The organism is Sphingomonas sp. Sphisp66, from assembly GCF_047324325.1.
In the GTDB taxonomy this organism is placed as follows: domain Bacteria; phylum Pseudomonadota; class Alphaproteobacteria; order Sphingomonadales; family Sphingomonadaceae; genus Sphingomonas.
The window spans coordinates 2,522,274-2,537,817 of sequence record NZ_CP168508.1 but is presented as its reverse complement, the minus strand read 5'-3'; the positions used below and the strand labels follow the sequence as shown (position 1 = coordinate 2,537,817).

General features: G+C 66.9%; 19 protein-coding genes. 14 read left to right on the top strand and 5 right to left on the bottom strand.

Going from position 1 to position 15,544, the window contains the following annotated elements; genetic code table 11:
* Nucleotides 1-55 precede the first annotated feature (55 nt).
* Together tatB and tatC are read left to right on the top strand one after the other, a co-directional pair.
* Nucleotides 56-562: a Sec-independent protein translocase protein TatB gene (tatB, locus tag ACEN8G_RS11975; RefSeq protein ID WP_413419228.1), complete on the top strand. Its 507-nt coding sequence runs from the start codon at nt 56-58 to the stop codon at nt 560-562.
* Nucleotides 559-1,338, top strand: a complete 780-nt coding sequence (tatC, locus tag ACEN8G_RS11970; protein WP_413419230.1) for a twin-arginine translocase subunit TatC — start codon at nt 559-561, stop codon at nt 1,336-1,338. The genes tatB and tatC overlap by 4 nt, the downstream gene beginning before the upstream one ends.
* Nucleotides 1,339-1,399: 61 nt before the next feature.
* Here the strand turns inward: tatC and ACEN8G_RS11965 are convergent, their stop codons facing one another.
* From ACEN8G_RS11965 to ACEN8G_RS11955, 3 genes are all read right to left on the bottom strand, one after another.
* Nucleotides 1,400-1,534, bottom strand: coding sequence for an entericidin A/B family lipoprotein (locus tag ACEN8G_RS11965; RefSeq protein ID WP_184000565.1), 135 nt, complete (start codon nt 1,532-1,534; stop codon nt 1,400-1,402).
* A 287-nt stretch (nt 1,535-1,821) separates the two neighbouring features.
* The gene (locus ACEN8G_RS11960; RefSeq protein WP_413415121.1) at nt 1,822-3,396 is read right to left on the bottom strand and encodes a sensor histidine kinase; all 1,575 of its coding nucleotides are present in this window, start codon (nt 3,394-3,396) and stop codon (nt 1,822-1,824) included.
* A gap of 10 nt (nt 3,397-3,406) precedes the next feature.
* Nucleotides 3,407-3,553 carry a NepR family anti-sigma factor gene (locus ACEN8G_RS11955; RefSeq protein WP_307120608.1) on the bottom strand — a complete coding sequence of 49 codons (147 nt, stop codon included), beginning with the start codon at nt 3,551-3,553 and terminating at the stop codon, nt 3,407-3,409.
* Between the two features lie 303 nt (nt 3,554-3,856).
* Between ACEN8G_RS11955 and ACEN8G_RS11950 the strand changes: the two genes are divergently transcribed.
* From ACEN8G_RS11950 to ACEN8G_RS11940, 3 genes are all read left to right on the top strand, one after another.
* Nucleotides 3,857-4,654 (top strand): response regulator, encoded by a 798-nt coding sequence (locus ACEN8G_RS11950; protein WP_413415120.1) that lies wholly within the window; start codon nt 3,857-3,859, stop codon nt 4,652-4,654.
* A gap of 72 nt (nt 4,655-4,726) precedes the next feature.
* The gene (locus tag ACEN8G_RS11945) at nt 4,727-4,864 is read left to right on the top strand and encodes a hypothetical protein (protein ID WP_307120610.1); all 138 of its coding nucleotides are present in this window, start codon (nt 4,727-4,729) and stop codon (nt 4,862-4,864) included.
* Nucleotides 4,865-4,959: 95 nt separating this feature from the next.
* Nucleotides 4,960-5,619 (top strand): sigma-70 family RNA polymerase sigma factor, encoded by a 660-nt coding sequence (locus tag ACEN8G_RS11940; protein WP_307120611.1) that lies wholly within the window; start codon nt 4,960-4,962, stop codon nt 5,617-5,619.
* A 75-nt stretch (nt 5,620-5,694) separates the two neighbouring features.
* Here ACEN8G_RS11940 and ACEN8G_RS11935 read toward each other — a convergent pair whose 3' ends face one another.
* On the bottom strand, nt 5,695-5,868 hold the full coding sequence (locus ACEN8G_RS11935) for a hypothetical protein (protein ID WP_413415119.1): 174 nt from the start codon (nt 5,866-5,868) through the stop codon (nt 5,695-5,697).
* 74 nt (nt 5,869-5,942) lie between these two features.
* Here ACEN8G_RS11935 and ACEN8G_RS11930 point away from each other — a divergent pair, with 74 nt between their 5' ends.
* From ACEN8G_RS11930 to ACEN8G_RS11910, 5 genes are all read left to right on the top strand, one after another.
* The gene (locus ACEN8G_RS11930; protein WP_413415117.1) at nt 5,943-8,630 is read left to right on the top strand and encodes a bifunctional [glutamine synthetase] adenylyltransferase/[glutamine synthetase]-adenylyl-L-tyrosine phosphorylase; all 2,688 of its coding nucleotides are present in this window, start codon (nt 5,943-5,945) and stop codon (nt 8,628-8,630) included.
* A gap of 10 nt (nt 8,631-8,640) precedes the next feature.
* Nucleotides 8,641-9,114 carry a peroxiredoxin gene (locus tag ACEN8G_RS11925; protein ID WP_413415116.1) on the top strand — a complete coding sequence of 158 codons (474 nt, stop codon included), beginning with the start codon at nt 8,641-8,643 and terminating at the stop codon, nt 9,112-9,114.
* Complete coding sequence (locus tag ACEN8G_RS11920; RefSeq protein ID WP_413415115.1) at nt 9,114-9,452, top strand: hypothetical protein; 339 nt, start codon at nt 9,114-9,116, stop codon at nt 9,450-9,452. The genes ACEN8G_RS11925 and ACEN8G_RS11920 overlap by 1 nt, the downstream gene beginning before the upstream one ends.
* Nucleotide 9,453: 1 nt before the next feature.
* Nucleotides 9,454-10,254 carry a ferritin-like domain-containing protein gene (locus ACEN8G_RS11915; protein ID WP_413415114.1) on the top strand — a complete coding sequence of 267 codons (801 nt, stop codon included), beginning with the start codon at nt 9,454-9,456 and terminating at the stop codon, nt 10,252-10,254.
* 123 nt (nt 10,255-10,377) lie between these two features.
* Nucleotides 10,378-11,568: a M23 family metallopeptidase gene (locus ACEN8G_RS11910; protein ID WP_413415113.1), complete on the top strand. Its 1,191-nt coding sequence runs from the start codon at nt 10,378-10,380 to the stop codon at nt 11,566-11,568.
* A 78-nt stretch (nt 11,569-11,646) separates the two neighbouring features.
* On the opposite strand, the gene ACEN8G_RS11905 is transcribed toward ACEN8G_RS11910, so the two are convergent.
* Nucleotides 11,647-12,135 (bottom strand): hypothetical protein, encoded by a 489-nt coding sequence (locus tag ACEN8G_RS11905; RefSeq protein WP_413415112.1) that lies wholly within the window; start codon nt 12,133-12,135, stop codon nt 11,647-11,649.
* Between the two features lie 81 nt (nt 12,136-12,216).
* On the opposite strand from ACEN8G_RS11905, the gene ACEN8G_RS11900 reads away from it, so the two are divergent.
* The 4 genes from ACEN8G_RS11900 (at nt 12,217) to ACEN8G_RS11885 (ending at nt 15,443) form a co-directional block, all read left to right on the top strand.
* Nucleotides 12,217-13,506: an Hsp70 family protein gene (locus tag ACEN8G_RS11900; RefSeq protein ID WP_413415111.1), complete on the top strand. Its 1,290-nt coding sequence runs from the start codon at nt 12,217-12,219 to the stop codon at nt 13,504-13,506.
* Between the two features lie 194 nt (nt 13,507-13,700).
* Nucleotides 13,701-14,042, top strand: a complete 342-nt coding sequence (erpA, locus tag ACEN8G_RS11895; RefSeq protein WP_413415110.1) for an iron-sulfur cluster insertion protein ErpA — start codon at nt 13,701-13,703, stop codon at nt 14,040-14,042.
* Between the two features lie 10 nt (nt 14,043-14,052).
* Nucleotides 14,053-14,826 (top strand): exodeoxyribonuclease III, encoded by a 774-nt coding sequence (gene xth / locus ACEN8G_RS11890; RefSeq protein WP_413415109.1) that lies wholly within the window; start codon nt 14,053-14,055, stop codon nt 14,824-14,826.
* Between the two features lie 344 nt (nt 14,827-15,170).
* A complete protein-coding gene (locus ACEN8G_RS11885) occupies nt 15,171-15,443 on the top strand; it encodes a hypothetical protein (RefSeq protein WP_413415108.1) in 273 nt (90 codons plus the stop codon).
* The last annotated feature ends 101 nt before the right edge of the window (nt 15,444-15,544 follow it).

Genomic DNA, 15,544 nt, shown 5'->3' with positions numbered 1-15,544 from the left:
GCCGGGAGCCGCTTCTGGCGATTGATCGATGCTAGATTTCAACGCGCCCGAGTTCGTGGTCGTCGCCATCGTGGCGCTGATCGTGATCGGGCCAAAGGATTTGCCCAAGGCCATGCGCTTTGTGGGCAAGTGGTTCGGCAAGGCGCGCGCCGTCGCGCGCCAGTTCCGCTCCGGGTTCGACAACATGATCCGCGAGTCGGAGCTTGCCGAGCTCGAAAAGCAATGGGCGGAAGAGAATGCCCGCATCATGGCCCAGCATCCGCCGGCGGCGCTTCCCGCGCCCGGGGCGGAGGCCGAGGTGCATCATGTCGCCACCGAGGATAGCGCTCCAGTGATGGTCGAGCAGCCCGCCATCCATGACGAGACGCCTGGCGTCTCCGCGCCGGCACCGAAGCCGAAGCGCGCGCGCAAGGCTCCGGCAGCTGCTGCAGCGGAGCCTGTGGCCGAGCCGGCCGTCAAGCCCGCCCCCAAGCCGCGTGCCCGCAAGGCGGCCGCCGCACCGGTAGCAACCGCCAAACCCCGTGCGCGCAAGGCTGCGCCGCCTGCCGAGGCCGCCGAATGAGGGACATCGACGACACCCAGCAGCCGCTGCTCGAGCATCTGATCGAGCTGCGCCGCCGCCTGCTCTACTGCGTGGCCGCGCTGCTGGTGACTTTCTTCGCCTCCTTCTATTTCTCGAAGGAGATCTACGGCTTCCTCGTCCATCCGCTCGCCGCGGCGGGGCAGAACAAGATCATCTTCACCCAGATCTTCGGGGCGTTCTTCGTCCAGCTCAAGGTCGCGTTCTTCGCGGCGATGATGCTGTCCTTCCCGGTGATCGCAACGCAGCTCTGGCAGTTCGTGGCGCCTGGCCTTTATCGCCAGGAGAAGAAGGCGCTGCTGCCCTTCCTGCTGGCTACGCCGGTGCTGTTCATCGCCGGCGCCTCGCTCGCCTATTTCATCGCGATCCCCACCGCCCTTCATTTCCTGCTCGGCTATCAGGGGGATCTCGGCGGGGGCGTGCATCAGGAAGCGCTGCCCGAGGCCGAGAAATATCTCGATTTCGTCATGCAGTTCCTGTTCGCCTTCGGTATCACTTTCCTGCTGCCGGTGCTGCTGATGCTGCTCGAGCGCTCGGGTATCGTAACCTATGAGCAGCTCAAGAGCGCGTGGCGCTATGCCGTGGTCGCCGCCTTCGCGATCGCCGCGGTGCTGACGCCGCCCGACGTCGGCTCGCAGCTGCTGCTCGCCTTCCCGCTGATCGGCCTCTATTTCCTGTCGCTGGTCGGCATCTGGTTCACGCGACGGCGCCGCCGACCGGCGGAAGATGCCGAGAACGAGACGGCCGAGGCCGCCTGACACGAAAAACCCCTCCCGCGGCTATCGCGGGAGGGGTTTTCTCTTTCCTGCCGGTTCTGGCTTATTTGGCGTCGTCGGCGGTCTTGGCGACGGTGTCGCCCGCCGAGGAAACATCCTTGCCCACGCCTTCGACCGTGTTGCAGGCCGAGACCAGCATCGCGCCCGCAAGGGCGACACAGGCGATGATCTTACGCATCACATCTCTCCAAAATACCGGACCATAGGGGTCGGGAAGGAAATGCCCGGGCAGGCGCAAACGTTCCGTCTGCGCAGCAACTGCCTGAACCTGTTGGAGAAAATGGAAAGGCCCCGAAAAGTTTTAGGCCCGGAAGCGTCACCGGGGGGAGGGTTGACGCTTCCGGGCCCATGTCTTGGATAGCGAGAGCGGGGGGGCAAAAGGTCACTATCCGAAGTACAAAACGGACCACGCGGTCAGGGGTTCCATGCCCTTCGAACTTTTTTCGAACTTTTTATCCGGGCTGCTCAGGGGCGGCCGGTGATCGCGATCGCCGCTTCATAGGCGCCGGTCAGCGGATCGTGATGCAGCTTGGTCCGCAGCTGCCGGGCAAGCCCGCCGATCACGCGGCCATAGCGATTCTCGACCAGTTCCTCGAGCGCCTGGCTCTCCACCAGGGCAGGGGAGGTGATGCGCAGCAACGCACGGGTGTCGTCATCCTCGATCAGCTTGATCGAGATGCGGATCTGCGCCGCCGGATTGCAGCTCATCGCCAGCTCGACGATCTCGGTGAGCAGGAAGGCGATGGCGATCGCCACGTCCTGGTTGACCAGCACCGGGGTGAGCTCGAGCGTCACGCCCAGGCCCTGCGCGCGTTCGGGCGCGGTGGCGCGGATGTTCGCGGCGAGCTCGCCGATCACCGAGCGCAGGTCGAGCCCACGATTCTCCTCCAGCTCGGCATAATGGTGGCGATGCACCACGGCGAGCGCGTCGACCCGGCGCTGGATCGAGGCATAGGCCTCGGTCGCCTCCTCGCTCTTGGCGCTGCGGGCATGGAAGTTGATCAGGCTGGCGATCACCTGGAGGTTGTTCTTGACCCGGTGGTGCACCTCACGGGTGAGCTTGGTCTGGCGCACCAGTCCCTCGGCCAGGTCCGCCTCATGCTCCTTCACCGTGCGGCTGATCTCGCGGAACGTGTCGCCCAGCTCGCGGATCTCCGCGGCGGGCATCTCGCCGAAGCGCTTGATGTCGATCACCTCGCCCGGCTTGTAGGCACCGACGCTGGTGCGCAGCCGGCGCAGGGGGCGGATCAGCAGGATGTCGACCACGAACCAGCTGATTCCCGCGGCGGCGAGCCACATCAGCACCAGCACCACGGTGTTGATGATCATCGGCGAGGTGATCGGCGTGCCGAGCATCGACATCTGGAGCGTCACCCCATCGATGCCCAGGTCGTTGGGAATGGTCTCGCGCCGGTCGAGCGGCCCCGCACCCTCCAGCTTGCGCAGCACCAGCTTGTCGCCATGGCCGACCAGCGCTGCGCCATATTCGGGCACGAAGCCGCTTGGCTGCGCGATCGAGGCCAGCGTGGCGGCGGGGTAGAATGCCGTCGCCGTGCCGCCTTGGTTGCCGCCGATGCGCAGGGTCATGCCATCTTCGAGCAGCGTGGTGCGCACCTGGCGCGGCTGAAGCGTCGCCGTGCCGGCCAGTGCGAAATTCTGCCCGCATATCACGCGCCCGCTGGCGTTGGTGATTGCGAATCGTGCGCCTGTGGCGGTGGCAAAGGTGCCGGCGAGCCGGGTGCAGGCTGGGGCGTCGTGCGGATCCGCCTCCAGCGCATCGAGCGCGCCGGACAGCTGGCCGACATGGTTGACCAGCAGGTCGCGCAAGATGTCGGTGCTCTCGCTCGCGGCGACGCGCAGCCGCGCCCGCGCCTCGGTATCGGCGTTGCGGGTGCTCTGCAGCGTCGTGAACAGCGCGATCAGCGCCAGCGGCAGCAGGCAGACGATCAGGTAGAGGAAAACCTTGGCGCCTGTCGGCATAGCTCCCAGCGCCGCCGCGGGACGGACCTTGGCGCGCGGTTCTTCTTCCGGGATCTCCATCAGCTCCGGACTAGTCGAGCTTCTTCAGAAGGTCGAGCAGATCGTCGGGCACGGCTTCGCTCACGGCCTCGTCATAGGCCTGGCGCAGCGCTTCGCCCACATTGCGGCCGGGGCGACCGGTTTCCTTTCCGCCATCTGATTTGGGCGGCTTTTTCATTTTCTCATCCGCGGAACGCACCAATTCCCCCCTGCGCCATGGCGCCAGCCAAGGCTCGGACTAAAAGCGACCTGTTCCGGATGCAACTTCCGGAAGTGAACGAAAGCCACCGGTCGCATGGGGCCGGAGGCTGTGCGGCAACACTACGCAGCATGTTCGATGAAACCAATTCCCTAGTCGTTTGTTCCACAGCCGATGCAATATCCAGGGAGGGGCTCCTTCGGGTTGCACGATTGAGGATTGCAATAGCTCGGAACGGCGCCGAAACAAACCGTTCCGCACTCGTAGGAGAATAGTTCGACCATGTCGCTTGGACAGCAACTCGCGCCGCACCTTCCGCTTCTCCGTCGCTATGCGCGCGCGCTCACTGGCAGCCAGGCCGACGGCGACCGCTATGTGCGTGCGGCGCTGGAGGCGATCGTCGCGGCGCCGGACCAGTTCCCCCGCGACGTCGATCCGCGGCTCGGCCTGTATCGCACCTTCCAGGCGATCTGGCAGTCGACGCACCTCGAGGAAGAGGATGTCGTCGAGGATACCACCAACGAGAACGAGGCTATCGCCCGCAAGCGGCTCGCCCGTCTCACCCCGCTGTCGCGCCAGGCGCTGCTGCTCACCACCGTGGAGGGCTTCAGCATCGAGGACGCCGGCTATCTGATCGAAGAGGATGCAGGACAGGTGCAGAAGCTCGTTGGAGAGGCCGTGGCCGAGATCGAGCGCCAGACGCGCACCCGCGTGATGATCATCGAGGATGAGCCGCTGATCGCGATGGACCTTGAGCAGATTGTCCGCGACCTCGGTCATGAGGTGACCGGCGTCGCCGTGACCCGCGACGAGGCGGTGGCGCTGGCGATGGAGGATCGGCCGGGCCTGGTGCTCGCCGACATCCAGCTCGCCGACGACAGCTCGGGCATCGATGCGGTGAAGGACATCCTCGCCGAATATTCGGTGCCGGTGATCTTCATCACCGCCTTCCCCGAGCGGCTGCTCACCGGCGAGCGTCCGGAGCCGACCTTCCTGATCACCAAGCCGTTCCAGCGGGAAACCGTCAAGACGACGATCAGCCAGGCGCTGTTCTTCGACCAGGCGACCGTTCCGGCCTGACGATCCGCGAAAAAACCGGCGCGGGTTCCATCAGGTACGGACCCAAAACGGTTCTCGCGAGTTGTTGATGGCATGGCTGAGAATGACGAATCCATCCATATCGACAGCGAGCAGGCCCGCGCCGGCGCTACGCCGCACATGACGCGATATGTGCTGGGCTACGGCCTGGTACTGGTTATCGTCGCGTTCGCCGTGATCCTTCTGTTCTAAGCACGGGATCGGCGCGAAATATGCTGGCAATCGCAGACACCAAGCCTATTTCTGGAACCGGTCGCTTCGCGGCCAACGCAAACAAGCGGGAACGAATGAGTCAGTCCGAACAGCCCGAGGACAAGGGGACCGAGGCGCCGCAGGAGCATGTCTCGCTCTCCGATCCCGAGTTCAAGAAACAGCTCGCGCTCGTCATCCCGCATCTGCGCGCCTTTGGCCGCTCGCTTTCGGGCAGCCGGGATCTCGCCGACGATCTGGTGCAGGAGACGCTGCTCAAGGCCTGGGCCGCGCGGAAGCGCTTCCAGGCGGGCACCAACATGCGTGCCTGGACCTTCATCATCCTGCGCAACCTCTATCTGAGCCAGATGCGCCGCGCCCGTTTCAAGGGCGAGTGGGACGATCTGGTTGCCGACCGGCTGCTCGCCGCACCGGCCAGCCAGGACCGGCATGTCGAGCTTTCCGACATGCAGCGCGCGCTGCTCCATCTGCCCCAGCCCCAGCGCGAAGCGCTGATCCTGGTCGGCGCGGGCGGCTTCGCCTATGAAGAGGCGGCCGAGATCTGCCAGGTCGCCGTCGGCACGATCAAGAGCCGCGTGGCCCGCGGCCGCGTCGCGCTCGAGCATCTCCTGACCGAGGGCCAGCTGCCCTCGCGCCGCATCGAGCCGGGCACTGCCGAGGGCAAGACCGCGCTCGATACGATCATGGGCGAAGTGGACGATCTTAGCCGTGATCGCGGCGACCTGCCGGTAAAGTAAGTCCGGGCAGCACGAAAAATTCAGGCCGCGTTCCCCATCGGGAGCGCGGCCTTTTCGTGTGCCGAGGTGTGGATCTCAGCGCGGTCGGTTGAGCTGGCGCAGCATCGCCGCCATGTCGTCGGGCAGGCCGCTGTCGCGCACATAGGCGTCACGCAGCGCGAGGCCGATCGCATCGCTGGCGCGGGGCGCCTCGACCCGATATGCGGGCTGGCGGGCGTCGCTGGCCGAGGCTGAAGTCGTCTGGTTCATGTTGCTAGAACAATTCAGTTCTCTTTTTGTTGCTTGACATTTTGCAACGCATCGTTTCGCAGGTAGCCGATTCTGTGACTCAATCCTCTCCCTCCGCCGATCTCGCCGACGCAATTGCCCGGGCGAGCGCGCATGCGCCCTTCCTCGAAAACCTGCTCGCACGCGAAGTCGAGCTGGTCGCCGGCCTCGATGCTGCCCTTGCGGATCCACGCGCAGCGGCGCGTGCTTTCGCAGGCGATATGAGTGCGGGGGCGCGGCTGCGCATCGAGCGCCGCCGGCTCGCGCTCCTCGTCGCCCTGGGCGACCTGTCGGGCCGGTTCGATCTCACGACTGTCACGCATCTTCTCACCGATTTCGCCGACGATGCGTTGGACCGTGCGATCCGCGCGGCGATTCTCGAACGCACGCCCGATGCCGATCCGCGTGGTTTTGCGGCGATCGCGCTGGGCAAGCAGGGCAGCCGCGAGCTCAACTATTCGTCGGACATCGATCCGATCCTGATCTTCGATCCGCAGACCTTGCCCTGCCGCCCGCGCGAGGATGTGCAGGAAGCCGCGGTGCGCATCGGCCGCCGCGTGGTGGAGTTGCTCCAGCAGCGCGACGAGAATGGCTATGTGCTGCGCGTCGATCTGCGCCTGCGTCCCTCGCCGGAGGTCACGCCGATCGTGCTGCCGGTCGAGGCGGCGATCACCTATTATGAGAGCCAGGCGCTGCCCTGGGAGCGCGCAGCCTTCATCCGCGCCCGCGCCTGTGCCGGCGATCTGGCGCTGGGCGGCTATTTCCTCGATGCGATCCGCCCCTTCGTGTGGCGGCGCGCGCTCGACTTCGGCACGATCCGTGAGATCCGCGACATCAGCCGCCGCATTCGCGACCATTATTCCCAGGCCCAGGCCTTTGGTCCCGGCTATGACCTGAAGCGGGGCAGGGGCGGCATCCGCGAGGTCGAGTTCTTCGCCCAGATCCACCAGCTCATCCATGGCGGGCGCGAGCCGGCTCTGCGTGCGCCCGCGACCCGCGATGCGCTCGCCGCCCTGGCCGAGGCGGGGCGGATCGGCACGGACGAGGCGCACGACCTGACCAGCGCCTATGTCACGCTGCGCACGATCGAGCATCGCCTGCAGATGGTCGATGATCGCCAGACGCACGAGCTGCCCGAGAACCTCGCGGCCCTCGACAATGTCGCCCGGCTGCATGGCCTGGACGATGGCGCCGCGCTCACCGACCTGCTCAAGCCGCACGTCGTCCGCGTCGGCACGATCTATGACAGCCTGGCCGGCGAGGAGGAGCAGCGCCTGCCGAGCGAGAGTATCCCGCTTGAGGCGAAGCTCACCGCCGCCGGTTTCGAGCGCCCCGACGGTGCCGCGCGGATCGTCCAGGGCTGGCGCGGCGGCACCTATCCGGCACTTCGCACGCCGGCGGCGCGCGAAGCACTGGAATCGGTGCTGCCGGGCCTGATAGATGCCTTCTCCCGCGCGCCGGACACCGTGCACGCGATCACCCGCTTCGACGCGATGCTCTCGCGCCTGCCGAGCGCGATCAACTTCTTCCGCCTGCTCGAGGCGCAGCCCGGGCTCGCGCAGCTGCTCGGCCAGATCCTCGCGCTGGCGCCGACGCTCGCCGAGCAGCTGGGCCGCCGCGCCGAACTGCTCGACGGCTTGATCGACGCTACCGCGCTGGAGCCGGTACCCGATATCGAGACCCTCGCCGCGGGCATGCGTCGCTGGGAGCCGGGCTCCGACTATCAGTACCAGCTCGAATTCGTCCGCCGCTTCGTCAACGAGAAGCGCTTCGCCCTCGGCGCCCAGATCGTCGCGGGATCAGGAGACCCGCTCGAAGCCTCGGCCGGCTATGCACGCGTCGCCGAGGCGGCGATCGAGACGCTGGCGGCTGCGACGGTCGAGGAGTTCTCGCGCAATCACGGCGCGGTGCCGGACAGCGAGCTGGTGATCCTCGCGCTCGGCCGAATGGGCGGGCAGGCGCTCACCCACGCCTCGGACCTCGACCTCGTCTATCTCTTCACTGGCGACTATGCCGCGGAGAGCGACGGCGCCAAGCCGCTGGGCGCGGTGATGTACTACAACCGGCTCGGCCAGCGCGTCACTGCGGCGCTCTCGGTGCCGACGCCTGCCGGACCGCTCTACGAGGTCGATACCCGGTTGCGTCCCTCAGGCGCGCAGGGGCCGCTCGTCGTGTCGCTCGAGGGCTTCGAGAAATACCAGCGCGCGGATGCCTGGACCTGGGAGCATATGGCGCTGACCCGTGCCCGCCCGGTCTTCGGTTCGCCCCAGGCCCGCGCCAGGGTGCAGGCAATCATCGATGCAGTGCTGAAGGGCGCCCGGCCGGACCGCGACATTCCGGCCGAGGCCGCGAAGATGCGCGCCGACATGGCGTCGCACAAGCCGCCCAAGGGCCCGCTCGACGCCAAGCTGCTCGACGGCGGGCTGGTCGACCTCGAATTCGCAGTGCACACCGTCCAGCTCGTCCGTCGCACCGGCTTCGAGCCCCGCCTCGGCCCGGCGATCGACGATCTGGCCGGGCAGGAGCTGCTGCCGCCTACGATGCGCCCCGCGCACGACTTCCTCACCCGCCTGCTCGTGACCATGCGCCTCGTCGCGCCCGACGCGCAGGAACCGGGGCCGGCCACCCAGGCGCTGATCGCCCGCGCGCTCCGGCTCGGCAGCTGGGACGAGGTGGTTGCGCAGCTCGACCGGACCCGGCAGGAGGTCCGCGATTGCTGGGCGTCGGTGCGCGGCCCGGCCTGAGGAGAAGACAATGGCAATCGAGGAAGGCGACAAGATCCCCGCGGTCACGCTCGACGGGACCGAAGGCGAGGCGATCGCGCTGGCGGACAAGCTGGGCAAGCCCTTCGTCCTCTATTTCTATCCCAAGGACGATACGTCGGGCTGCACCCGCGAAGCGCAGGACTTCTCCGCGCTGATCCCCGAATTCACCGCGCTCGGCGCCGAGGTGCTGGGCGTGTCGAAGGACCCGCCGATCAAGCACCAGAAGTTCATCAACAAGTACGACCTCACCGTGCCGCTCGCCACCGACACTTCGGGCGCGGCGATGGAGGCATTCGGTGTCTGGGTCGAGAAGCAGCTCTACGGCAAGCGCTACATGGGTATCGACCGCTCGACCTTCCTGTTCGATGCGGAAGGCAAGCTGTTCCGCGCCTGGCGCCGCGTGCGGGTGCCCGGCCATGCCGTAGATGTGCTCGAATCGATCAAGGAAATGCAGGCGCACTGATGCTGCGGCGGCTCGCCCTGTTCGCTGCCTTGTCGTTCGCCGGGCCAGCGCAGGCGCAGGACCTGCCGCCCGTGCCGCGCGCGCTGCTCAATACCGCCGCGCTGGTCTGCGTGAAGATCGACCGCGAGGGCAGGGTGGATGCCTTCCTGCTCGATTCCAGGGGCGATGCGGCCCGCGACAAGGCAGTGCTGGACTGGGTTCGCGGGCTCAAATGGCCGGCCGCGCAACCGGGCGAGGAGGGTGGCCGCAACCGCTGGTTCCCGATGCCGGTGCAGTTCGGCGAGGTTCTCGCGCCAGCGATGCCTCAGGGCTGCGCGCCGGGATCGGACCGCACCTGACATGACCGCCCGCAGCGTCGCCCAGGCCTGCCACGCGGCGCTGACCGCGGCGGCGCCGATCGACAAGATCAAGGCGGCGCGTGCCGCTGCGCGCGACTGGCGGCTCGGCCGGCTGGCTTTCGAATTCGACGTCATGATGCCCGATCGTCCGGCGCGGCCGGACCAGCCCGAGCTGCTTCCGCCCAACCGCATGCCCAAGCGCGGCAAGGGCGGATCGGAGCGCGGCCGCATCGCGCTGATCCATGCGCTCGCCCATATCGAGTTCTCCGCGATCGACCTGGCGTTCGACGCGGCCGGCCGGTTCGGCGGCGAATATCCGCGCGGCTTCACCGATGACTGGATGGGCGTGGGCGCCGACGAGGCGATGCACTTCGCCCTGCTCGATCGCCGGCTCAGGAGCCTGGGCAGCTTCTATGGCGCCATGCCCGCGCATGACGGGCTGTGGGATGCCGCGGCCGAGACCGCGCATGATTCGCTTGCCCGCCTGGCGGTGGTGCCGATGGTGCTGGAGGCGCGCGGGCTTGACGTCACGCCGGCCACGATCGAGCGATTTTCCGCCGCGGATGATGCGGTTACCACCCGCATCCTCACACGGATCGTGAACGACGAAATCCGGCATGTTCGCGCCGGAACGGTGTGGTTCGAATCGCGTTGTCGCGACTTGAATCTTGTGCCGCATGCAACATGGCATGCGTTGGTTGCACGGCATTTCCGCGGAGCAATTAAGCCACCGTTCAACGACTCGGCGCGCGACTCAGCCGGTTTGTCCCGGGATTATTACCAACCTCTTGCGGTGAGCTGACTCCTCGGGTCACAAGCCACCGTCCAGAAGGCGGAGGGGCTGCTTCCTGCGACGGATGACAATAGAAGTAGGGCAACCGGGTCGCGTTTCGGTGCTTGCTTCCATGAAACTTGCCGGGGAATCATGGCTAAGGCGTCGAACTCTAAAACCGCTACCGCAGCTCAGCGGTTCCGTGCTTTCTTCACTACCCGCGATTTTATTTTTCATGACGGCCGCGACCTGAAGCGTTTCAGCATCGCCGGCCGCACCCAGGCGCTGCTCGCCGGCGTCGGCACCGTCACCGTGCTGTTCTCCGCTTATGGCGTGGCCCAGGCCGCCGTCGGCGCGATCGCGATCAGCGGAGTGACCGGCACGCCCGCCTCGCCCGAGGCACAGGTCGCCAAGATGCGCGAGCAGGTCGAGAAGATGCAGGCCGATGTCGCCGCCGCCAAGGAGGCCGCCCGCCTCCAGGCAGCGCGTGTCGAGCAGCACCAGGCGCTGATCAGCGCGACGCTCACCGGCAAGGGCGACCGCGCCGTGATCGAGCAGCCACTCCCCAACACTTCGGCCCGCACCAGCGCCGTTGCCAGCGAAGTCCTCGCGCCGCTCAAGCAGGTCGAGGCCCGCCAGGTCGCGATGGCCGGCAAGGCCCGCGCCGCCGGCGAAGCCCGCTACAACCAGACCGCCGGTGAGCTCCGCCGCCTTGGTCTCTCGCCCGAGCGCTATGTGAAGGTGCCGGCGATGGGCGGCCCCTATGAGCCGATCGACAACGACAATGCGAGCGGCAGCGATGCCTCGGCCGAAGCCGCCGACGCCCAGTTCCGCGCGCTGTTCGTCACTTGGAAGAAGCTCGACATGCTCGAGCAGACGGTGATCTCGATCCCGTCGATGCAGCCGGTCGACAAGCTGACCTTCACGTCGAACTTCGGCGTCCGCTCGGATCCGTTCCGTGGCACCGCCGCGATGCATGCCGGCGTCGACATTCCCGGCGCGCTCGGCACGCCGATCTATGCGACCGCCGACGGCGTCGTCAGCCATGCCGGCCGCCAGGGCGGCTATGGCAACCTCGTCCAGATCAACCATGGCCGCGGCATCGAGACGCGCTATGGTCACCTTTCGAAGATCATCGTCGCCGACAATGCCCGCGTGAAGCGCGGCCAGCTGATCGGCCTGATGGGCTCGACTGGCCGCTCGACCGGCAGCCACCTCCACTACGAGGTGCGCGTGGACGGCAAGGCCGTGAATCCGATCCCTTTCCTGCAGACCGGCGAGTATCTCGCCTCGGTGCAGGACCGCGTCCAGGGCGGCGTGGGCGGCCCGGCGAAGAACAAGTAACACCGACTTTCAGAGTCAGGAGAGGAGAGGGGCTGCCCGTGTAGGCGGCCCCCTTTCTTTTGTGGCCTCTCCGTTTCTCTAGGAGGCGCGTTGATCGCAGGCGCCGGGATCGGCCTTGCGATAGGCCAGTTCGACGCCGTTATTCGCCAGCATCGTGAACTGCTGCAGCCTGTCCTCGTCGAACTCGCCATAGCTGCGCCCGTTCTGCTCGTTGAAGAAGGGGAGGAACAGGCCGATCCCGCGGGAGCCGATCGAGTAAAGATAGCGCTTTCCCACCAGGTCGGCGCTGATCGGCGCTTCCGCGGTCAGCATGATGCCGGTCTTGCCGCGCTCAAGATGATAGCCGATCCGGATCGGATCCGACTGGAAGATCGCCATGCCCTCCCGGTCCAGACGGATCGCTGCCGTCGCCGGATTGGTATAGCAACCATAGGCCTTGCTGTTGGCGGGGGGCGGCGTGCCCGGCCGCAGGGCGGTATAGACGGCGAGGATCAGCATCGCGCCGAATGCCACATAGCCGGTCGCGCGCGCCGCACGTTCATAATCGGGGCCACCCACATAAGCCATGCGAGCAGGCTAGTGGCGTTCCGCCCGTCCGCAATGCCCGGGTGGGAAAATCCGGCGGCCCAATCTATGAGGCGCCGGATCATGGCTTCTTCATCCTCTCTCGGCTTCGATTTCGGCACCACCAACTCTGTCGCGGCGCGCGCGACAGGGGAGGTGTCCGATCTCGTCCTGCTCCAGGGGCCGGAAGACGACGACGCGGTCTTCCGCTCCGCCCTGTGCTTCTGGGAGGAAGGCAATGCCCGCGGCGCGCTCGAAGTCGCCGCCGGCCCCTGGGCGATCGCCGAATATCTCGATTCCCCCGAGACCAGCCGCTTCCTCCAGTCGTTCAAGTCGGTCGCCGCCAGCGCCAGCTTCGAGCATGCCATCGTCTTCGAGCGCCGCTACCGGTTCGAGGAGATGGGCCGGCTGTTCCTCCGGCTGATGCGCGAAAAGGCCAAGGGTGCGCTCGATGGGCAGGCGGGCCGCGTCATCGTCGGCCGTCCGGTCGAATATGCCGGCGCCCGGCCCGATGCGGCGCTCGCCCGCACCCGCTACGACATGATGTTCGAAGGCTTCGGCGCCGAAATCCACTATGTCTATGAGCCGCTCGGCGCCGCGTTCAGCTATGCCTCGCGCCTCGACGAGCCCGCCACCGTGCTGGTCGCCGATTTCGGCGGCGGCACCAGCGACTTCTCGGTGGTGCGCATTGCCGAGCGCGGGGCGCCGCGCCGCTGCACCCCGCTCGCCCATGCCGGCGTCGGCATCGCCGGCGACCGGTTCGACCAGCGCATCGTCGATCACCTGATCCTGCCGATGCTCGGCAAGGGCGGGAAATATCGCTCGTTCGACAAGATTCTCGACATCCCGGGCGGCTGGTTCACCGACTTCTCGGACTGGTCGCGCCTCGCGCTGATGCGCAACCGCAAGACGCTGGCCGAGCTCGACAAGCTGCGCCGCGCCGCGCTCGATCCCAAGGCGATCGAGCGGATGATCGCGATCGTTGAGGGGGAGATGGGCTATCAGCTCTACCACGCGGTCGGCGCGCTGAAGCGGGCGCTGTCGGCCGAGGAGCAGGCGCATTTCCATTTCGAGGGCCCGGACCTCCGTATCGAGGCGGCCGTCACCCGCGCCGCGTTCGAGGCGTGGATCGCGCCCGACATCGCGCGGATCGAAGGGGCGGTCGACCAGGCGCTGACCCAGGCCGGCGTCGAGCCCGCCGAGATCGACCGGGTCTTCCTCACCGGCGGCACCTCGCTCACCCCCCGCGTCCGCCGGCTGTTCACCGATCGCTTCGGCGCTGAGCGCATCGCCAGCGGCGGCGAGCTGACATCGATTGCCCACGGACTCGCCCTGATCGGCCAGCAGGACGACATCGCCGCCTGGGCGGCCTAGGCAGACGACGCGTCGTCGATTCCTGACCAGATCCCCGGCGAAGGCCGGGGCCCAGTCTCGGCGCGCTAGCGAAGGCGCCGGAGCCTCACGAAAGACATCGCAACTGGGTCCCGGCCTTCGCCGGGGAACAGAAGGAGGTTCGGGCACGGCCTAGATGCATTGCCTCCCAGCCCCCACGCCACTATCTCCACCCCATGGCAACGCTGACCCAGCCCGAGATCGCACTGACCCCGTCTGCCGCCGCGCGCGTCGCGGCGATCGCGGCGAAGCAGGGCAAGCCCGCGATCCTCCGCCTTTCGGTAGAGGGCGGCGGCTGCTCGGGTTTCCAGTACAAGTTCGGCTTCGCGGAGGACGTGGAAGGCGACGACACCGTCGCCGAGCTCGACGGCGTCCGGCTGGTCGTCGATTCGATCAGCCTCGACCTGGTCCGCGGCGCGGCTGTCGACTTCGTCGACAATCTCGGCGGCGCGCATTTCACCGTGACCAACCCCAACGCAGCCTCGGGCTGCGGTTGCGGCACCAGCTTCTCCGTCTGAAGAGCGCCCCTTGCCCAAGATCGTCAGCTACAATGTCAACGGCATCAAGGCGCGCATGGAGCGCCTGCTCGAGTATCTCGCCGAGCAGCAGCCGGACGTGGTCTGCCTCCAGGAGTTGAAGGGCGCCGACGAGACGCTGCCGGTCAAGGATATCGAGGCGGCGGGCTATGGTGCCGTCTGGCACGGGCAGAAGGGGTTCAACGGCGTCGCGGTGCTGGCGAAGGGCCAGCAGCCGGTCGAGCGCCAGCGTGGCCTGGCGGGCGATCCCGAGGATGCGCATAGCCGCTATATCGAGGCGGAGATCGGCGACCTGATCGTCGCCTCCATCTATCTGCCCAACGGCAATCCACAGCCCGGCCCCAAGTTCGACTACAAGCTCAAATGGATGGAGCGCCTCGCCGATCGCGCCCAGGCGCTGCTCGCCGAGGAGCGCCCGGTGGTGCTGGCGGGCGACTATAATGTCATCCCGAACGACGACGACACCTTCTCGGTCCGCGCCATGGCGACCGATGCGCTGATGCAGCCCGAAAGCCGCGAGCGCTATCGCACACTGCTGGCGCAGGGCTGGACCGACTCGCTGCGCACCCGCTTCCCGGGCGGCGGCGTCTGGACTTTCTGGGACTATCAGGCAGGCGCCTGGCAGCGCGACGCGGGCTTCCGCATCGATCACCTGCTGCTCAGCCCGATCGCTGCCGACCGTTATCTCGGCGCTGGCGTCGACAAGGAATATCGCGGCCGCGAAAAGGCCAGCGACCATGCCCCGACCTGGGTCTCGCTCCGCTAATTCGAAGCGGCGGGACAAGGTCCCAAGCCGAAAATCCAAATAGCCGTGCTCCTGCGAAAGCAGGAGCCCGGAATCGCGCAGGCTCTGTCCGCGATGCTTTCCCGGCGCGCGGACTGGAGAACTGGCCGCTTCCGAACAGCGCGGTGTCCGCTTTCGGACGCCTTGTTTCACGCCCGCACCAATATTTGGTGTGTATTGCCGTGTTATAGCACGTCATCACACCGTCATAATCAGATAAGTCATTGATATTACTAGTTTCTAGAAATTGGCACGCCGATTGCGAAGCATGAGGCACAGGCGGAAAGCAGCGCCTGTCCATGTCTGAGGTTCGAGGAGTAATGGATATGCACAGCAAGACCCTTTCCGCCGCCGCTGCCCTTTTCGCCAGCGTTGCCCTGGTTGCCGGCGCCGTTTCGCCCGCCGTTGCCGCAACCGCCAACGATCCGGCCGCCCCCAAGGCGCGGCAGGAGCAGACGGAAGCCAAGAACGACACCCGCAAATATTGCATCGACACCACGACGACCGGATCGCGCATCGAGAAGCGCGACTGCCGTACCCGCGCCGACTGGCTCGAGGTCGGCGTCGATCCGCTGAAGCTGATCAAGCAGGCCCGCTGAGACCCCTGGAGCGTCGCGCGGCGGATTCTGTGAGCGTTCGCCGCCGCCCGGTGCTCCCCCCGGTCATGCCCCGACCGGTGCCGGCCTGTTCCCCCAGGAAC

Excerpts from the sequence above, each read along its gene's own strand:
- tatC (WP_413419230.1), top strand. The coding sequence starts at position 559 with ATGAGGGACATCGACGACACCCAGCAGCCGCTGCTCGAGCATCTGATC.
- ACEN8G_RS11965 (WP_184000565.1), bottom strand. The coding sequence starts at position 1,534 with ATGCGTAAGATCATCGCCTGTGTCGCCCTTGCGGGCGCGATGCTGGTC.
- ACEN8G_RS11960 (WP_413415121.1), bottom strand. The coding sequence starts at position 3,396 with ATGGAGATCCCGGAAGAAGAACCGCGCGCCAAGGTCCGTCCCGCGGCG.
- ACEN8G_RS11955 (WP_307120608.1), bottom strand. The coding sequence starts at position 3,553 with ATGAAAAAGCCGCCCAAATCAGATGGCGGAAAGGAAACCGGTCGCCCC.
- ACEN8G_RS11950 (WP_413415120.1), top strand. The coding sequence starts at position 3,857 with ATGTCGCTTGGACAGCAACTCGCGCCGCACCTTCCGCTTCTCCGTCGC.
- ACEN8G_RS11945 (WP_307120610.1), top strand. The coding sequence starts at position 4,727 with ATGGCTGAGAATGACGAATCCATCCATATCGACAGCGAGCAGGCCCGC.
- ACEN8G_RS11940 (WP_307120611.1), top strand. The coding sequence starts at position 4,960 with ATGAGTCAGTCCGAACAGCCCGAGGACAAGGGGACCGAGGCGCCGCAG.
- ACEN8G_RS11935 (WP_413415119.1), bottom strand. The coding sequence starts at position 5,868 with ATGAACCAGACGACTTCAGCCTCGGCCAGCGACGCCCGCCAGCCCGCA.
- ACEN8G_RS11925 (WP_413415116.1), top strand. The coding sequence starts at position 8,641 with ATGGCAATCGAGGAAGGCGACAAGATCCCCGCGGTCACGCTCGACGGG.
- ACEN8G_RS11920 (WP_413415115.1), top strand. The coding sequence starts at position 9,114 with ATGCTGCGGCGGCTCGCCCTGTTCGCTGCCTTGTCGTTCGCCGGGCCA.
- ACEN8G_RS11915 (WP_413415114.1), top strand. The coding sequence starts at position 9,454 with ATGACCGCCCGCAGCGTCGCCCAGGCCTGCCACGCGGCGCTGACCGCG.
- ACEN8G_RS11910 (WP_413415113.1), top strand. The coding sequence starts at position 10,378 with ATGGCTAAGGCGTCGAACTCTAAAACCGCTACCGCAGCTCAGCGGTTC.
- ACEN8G_RS11905 (WP_413415112.1), bottom strand. The coding sequence starts at position 12,135 with ATGGCTTATGTGGGTGGCCCCGATTATGAACGTGCGGCGCGCGCGACC.
- ACEN8G_RS11900 (WP_413415111.1), top strand. The coding sequence starts at position 12,217 with ATGGCTTCTTCATCCTCTCTCGGCTTCGATTTCGGCACCACCAACTCT.
- erpA (WP_413415110.1), top strand. The coding sequence starts at position 13,701 with ATGGCAACGCTGACCCAGCCCGAGATCGCACTGACCCCGTCTGCCGCC.
- ACEN8G_RS11885 (WP_413415108.1), top strand. The coding sequence starts at position 15,171 with ATGCACAGCAAGACCCTTTCCGCCGCCGCTGCCCTTTTCGCCAGCGTT.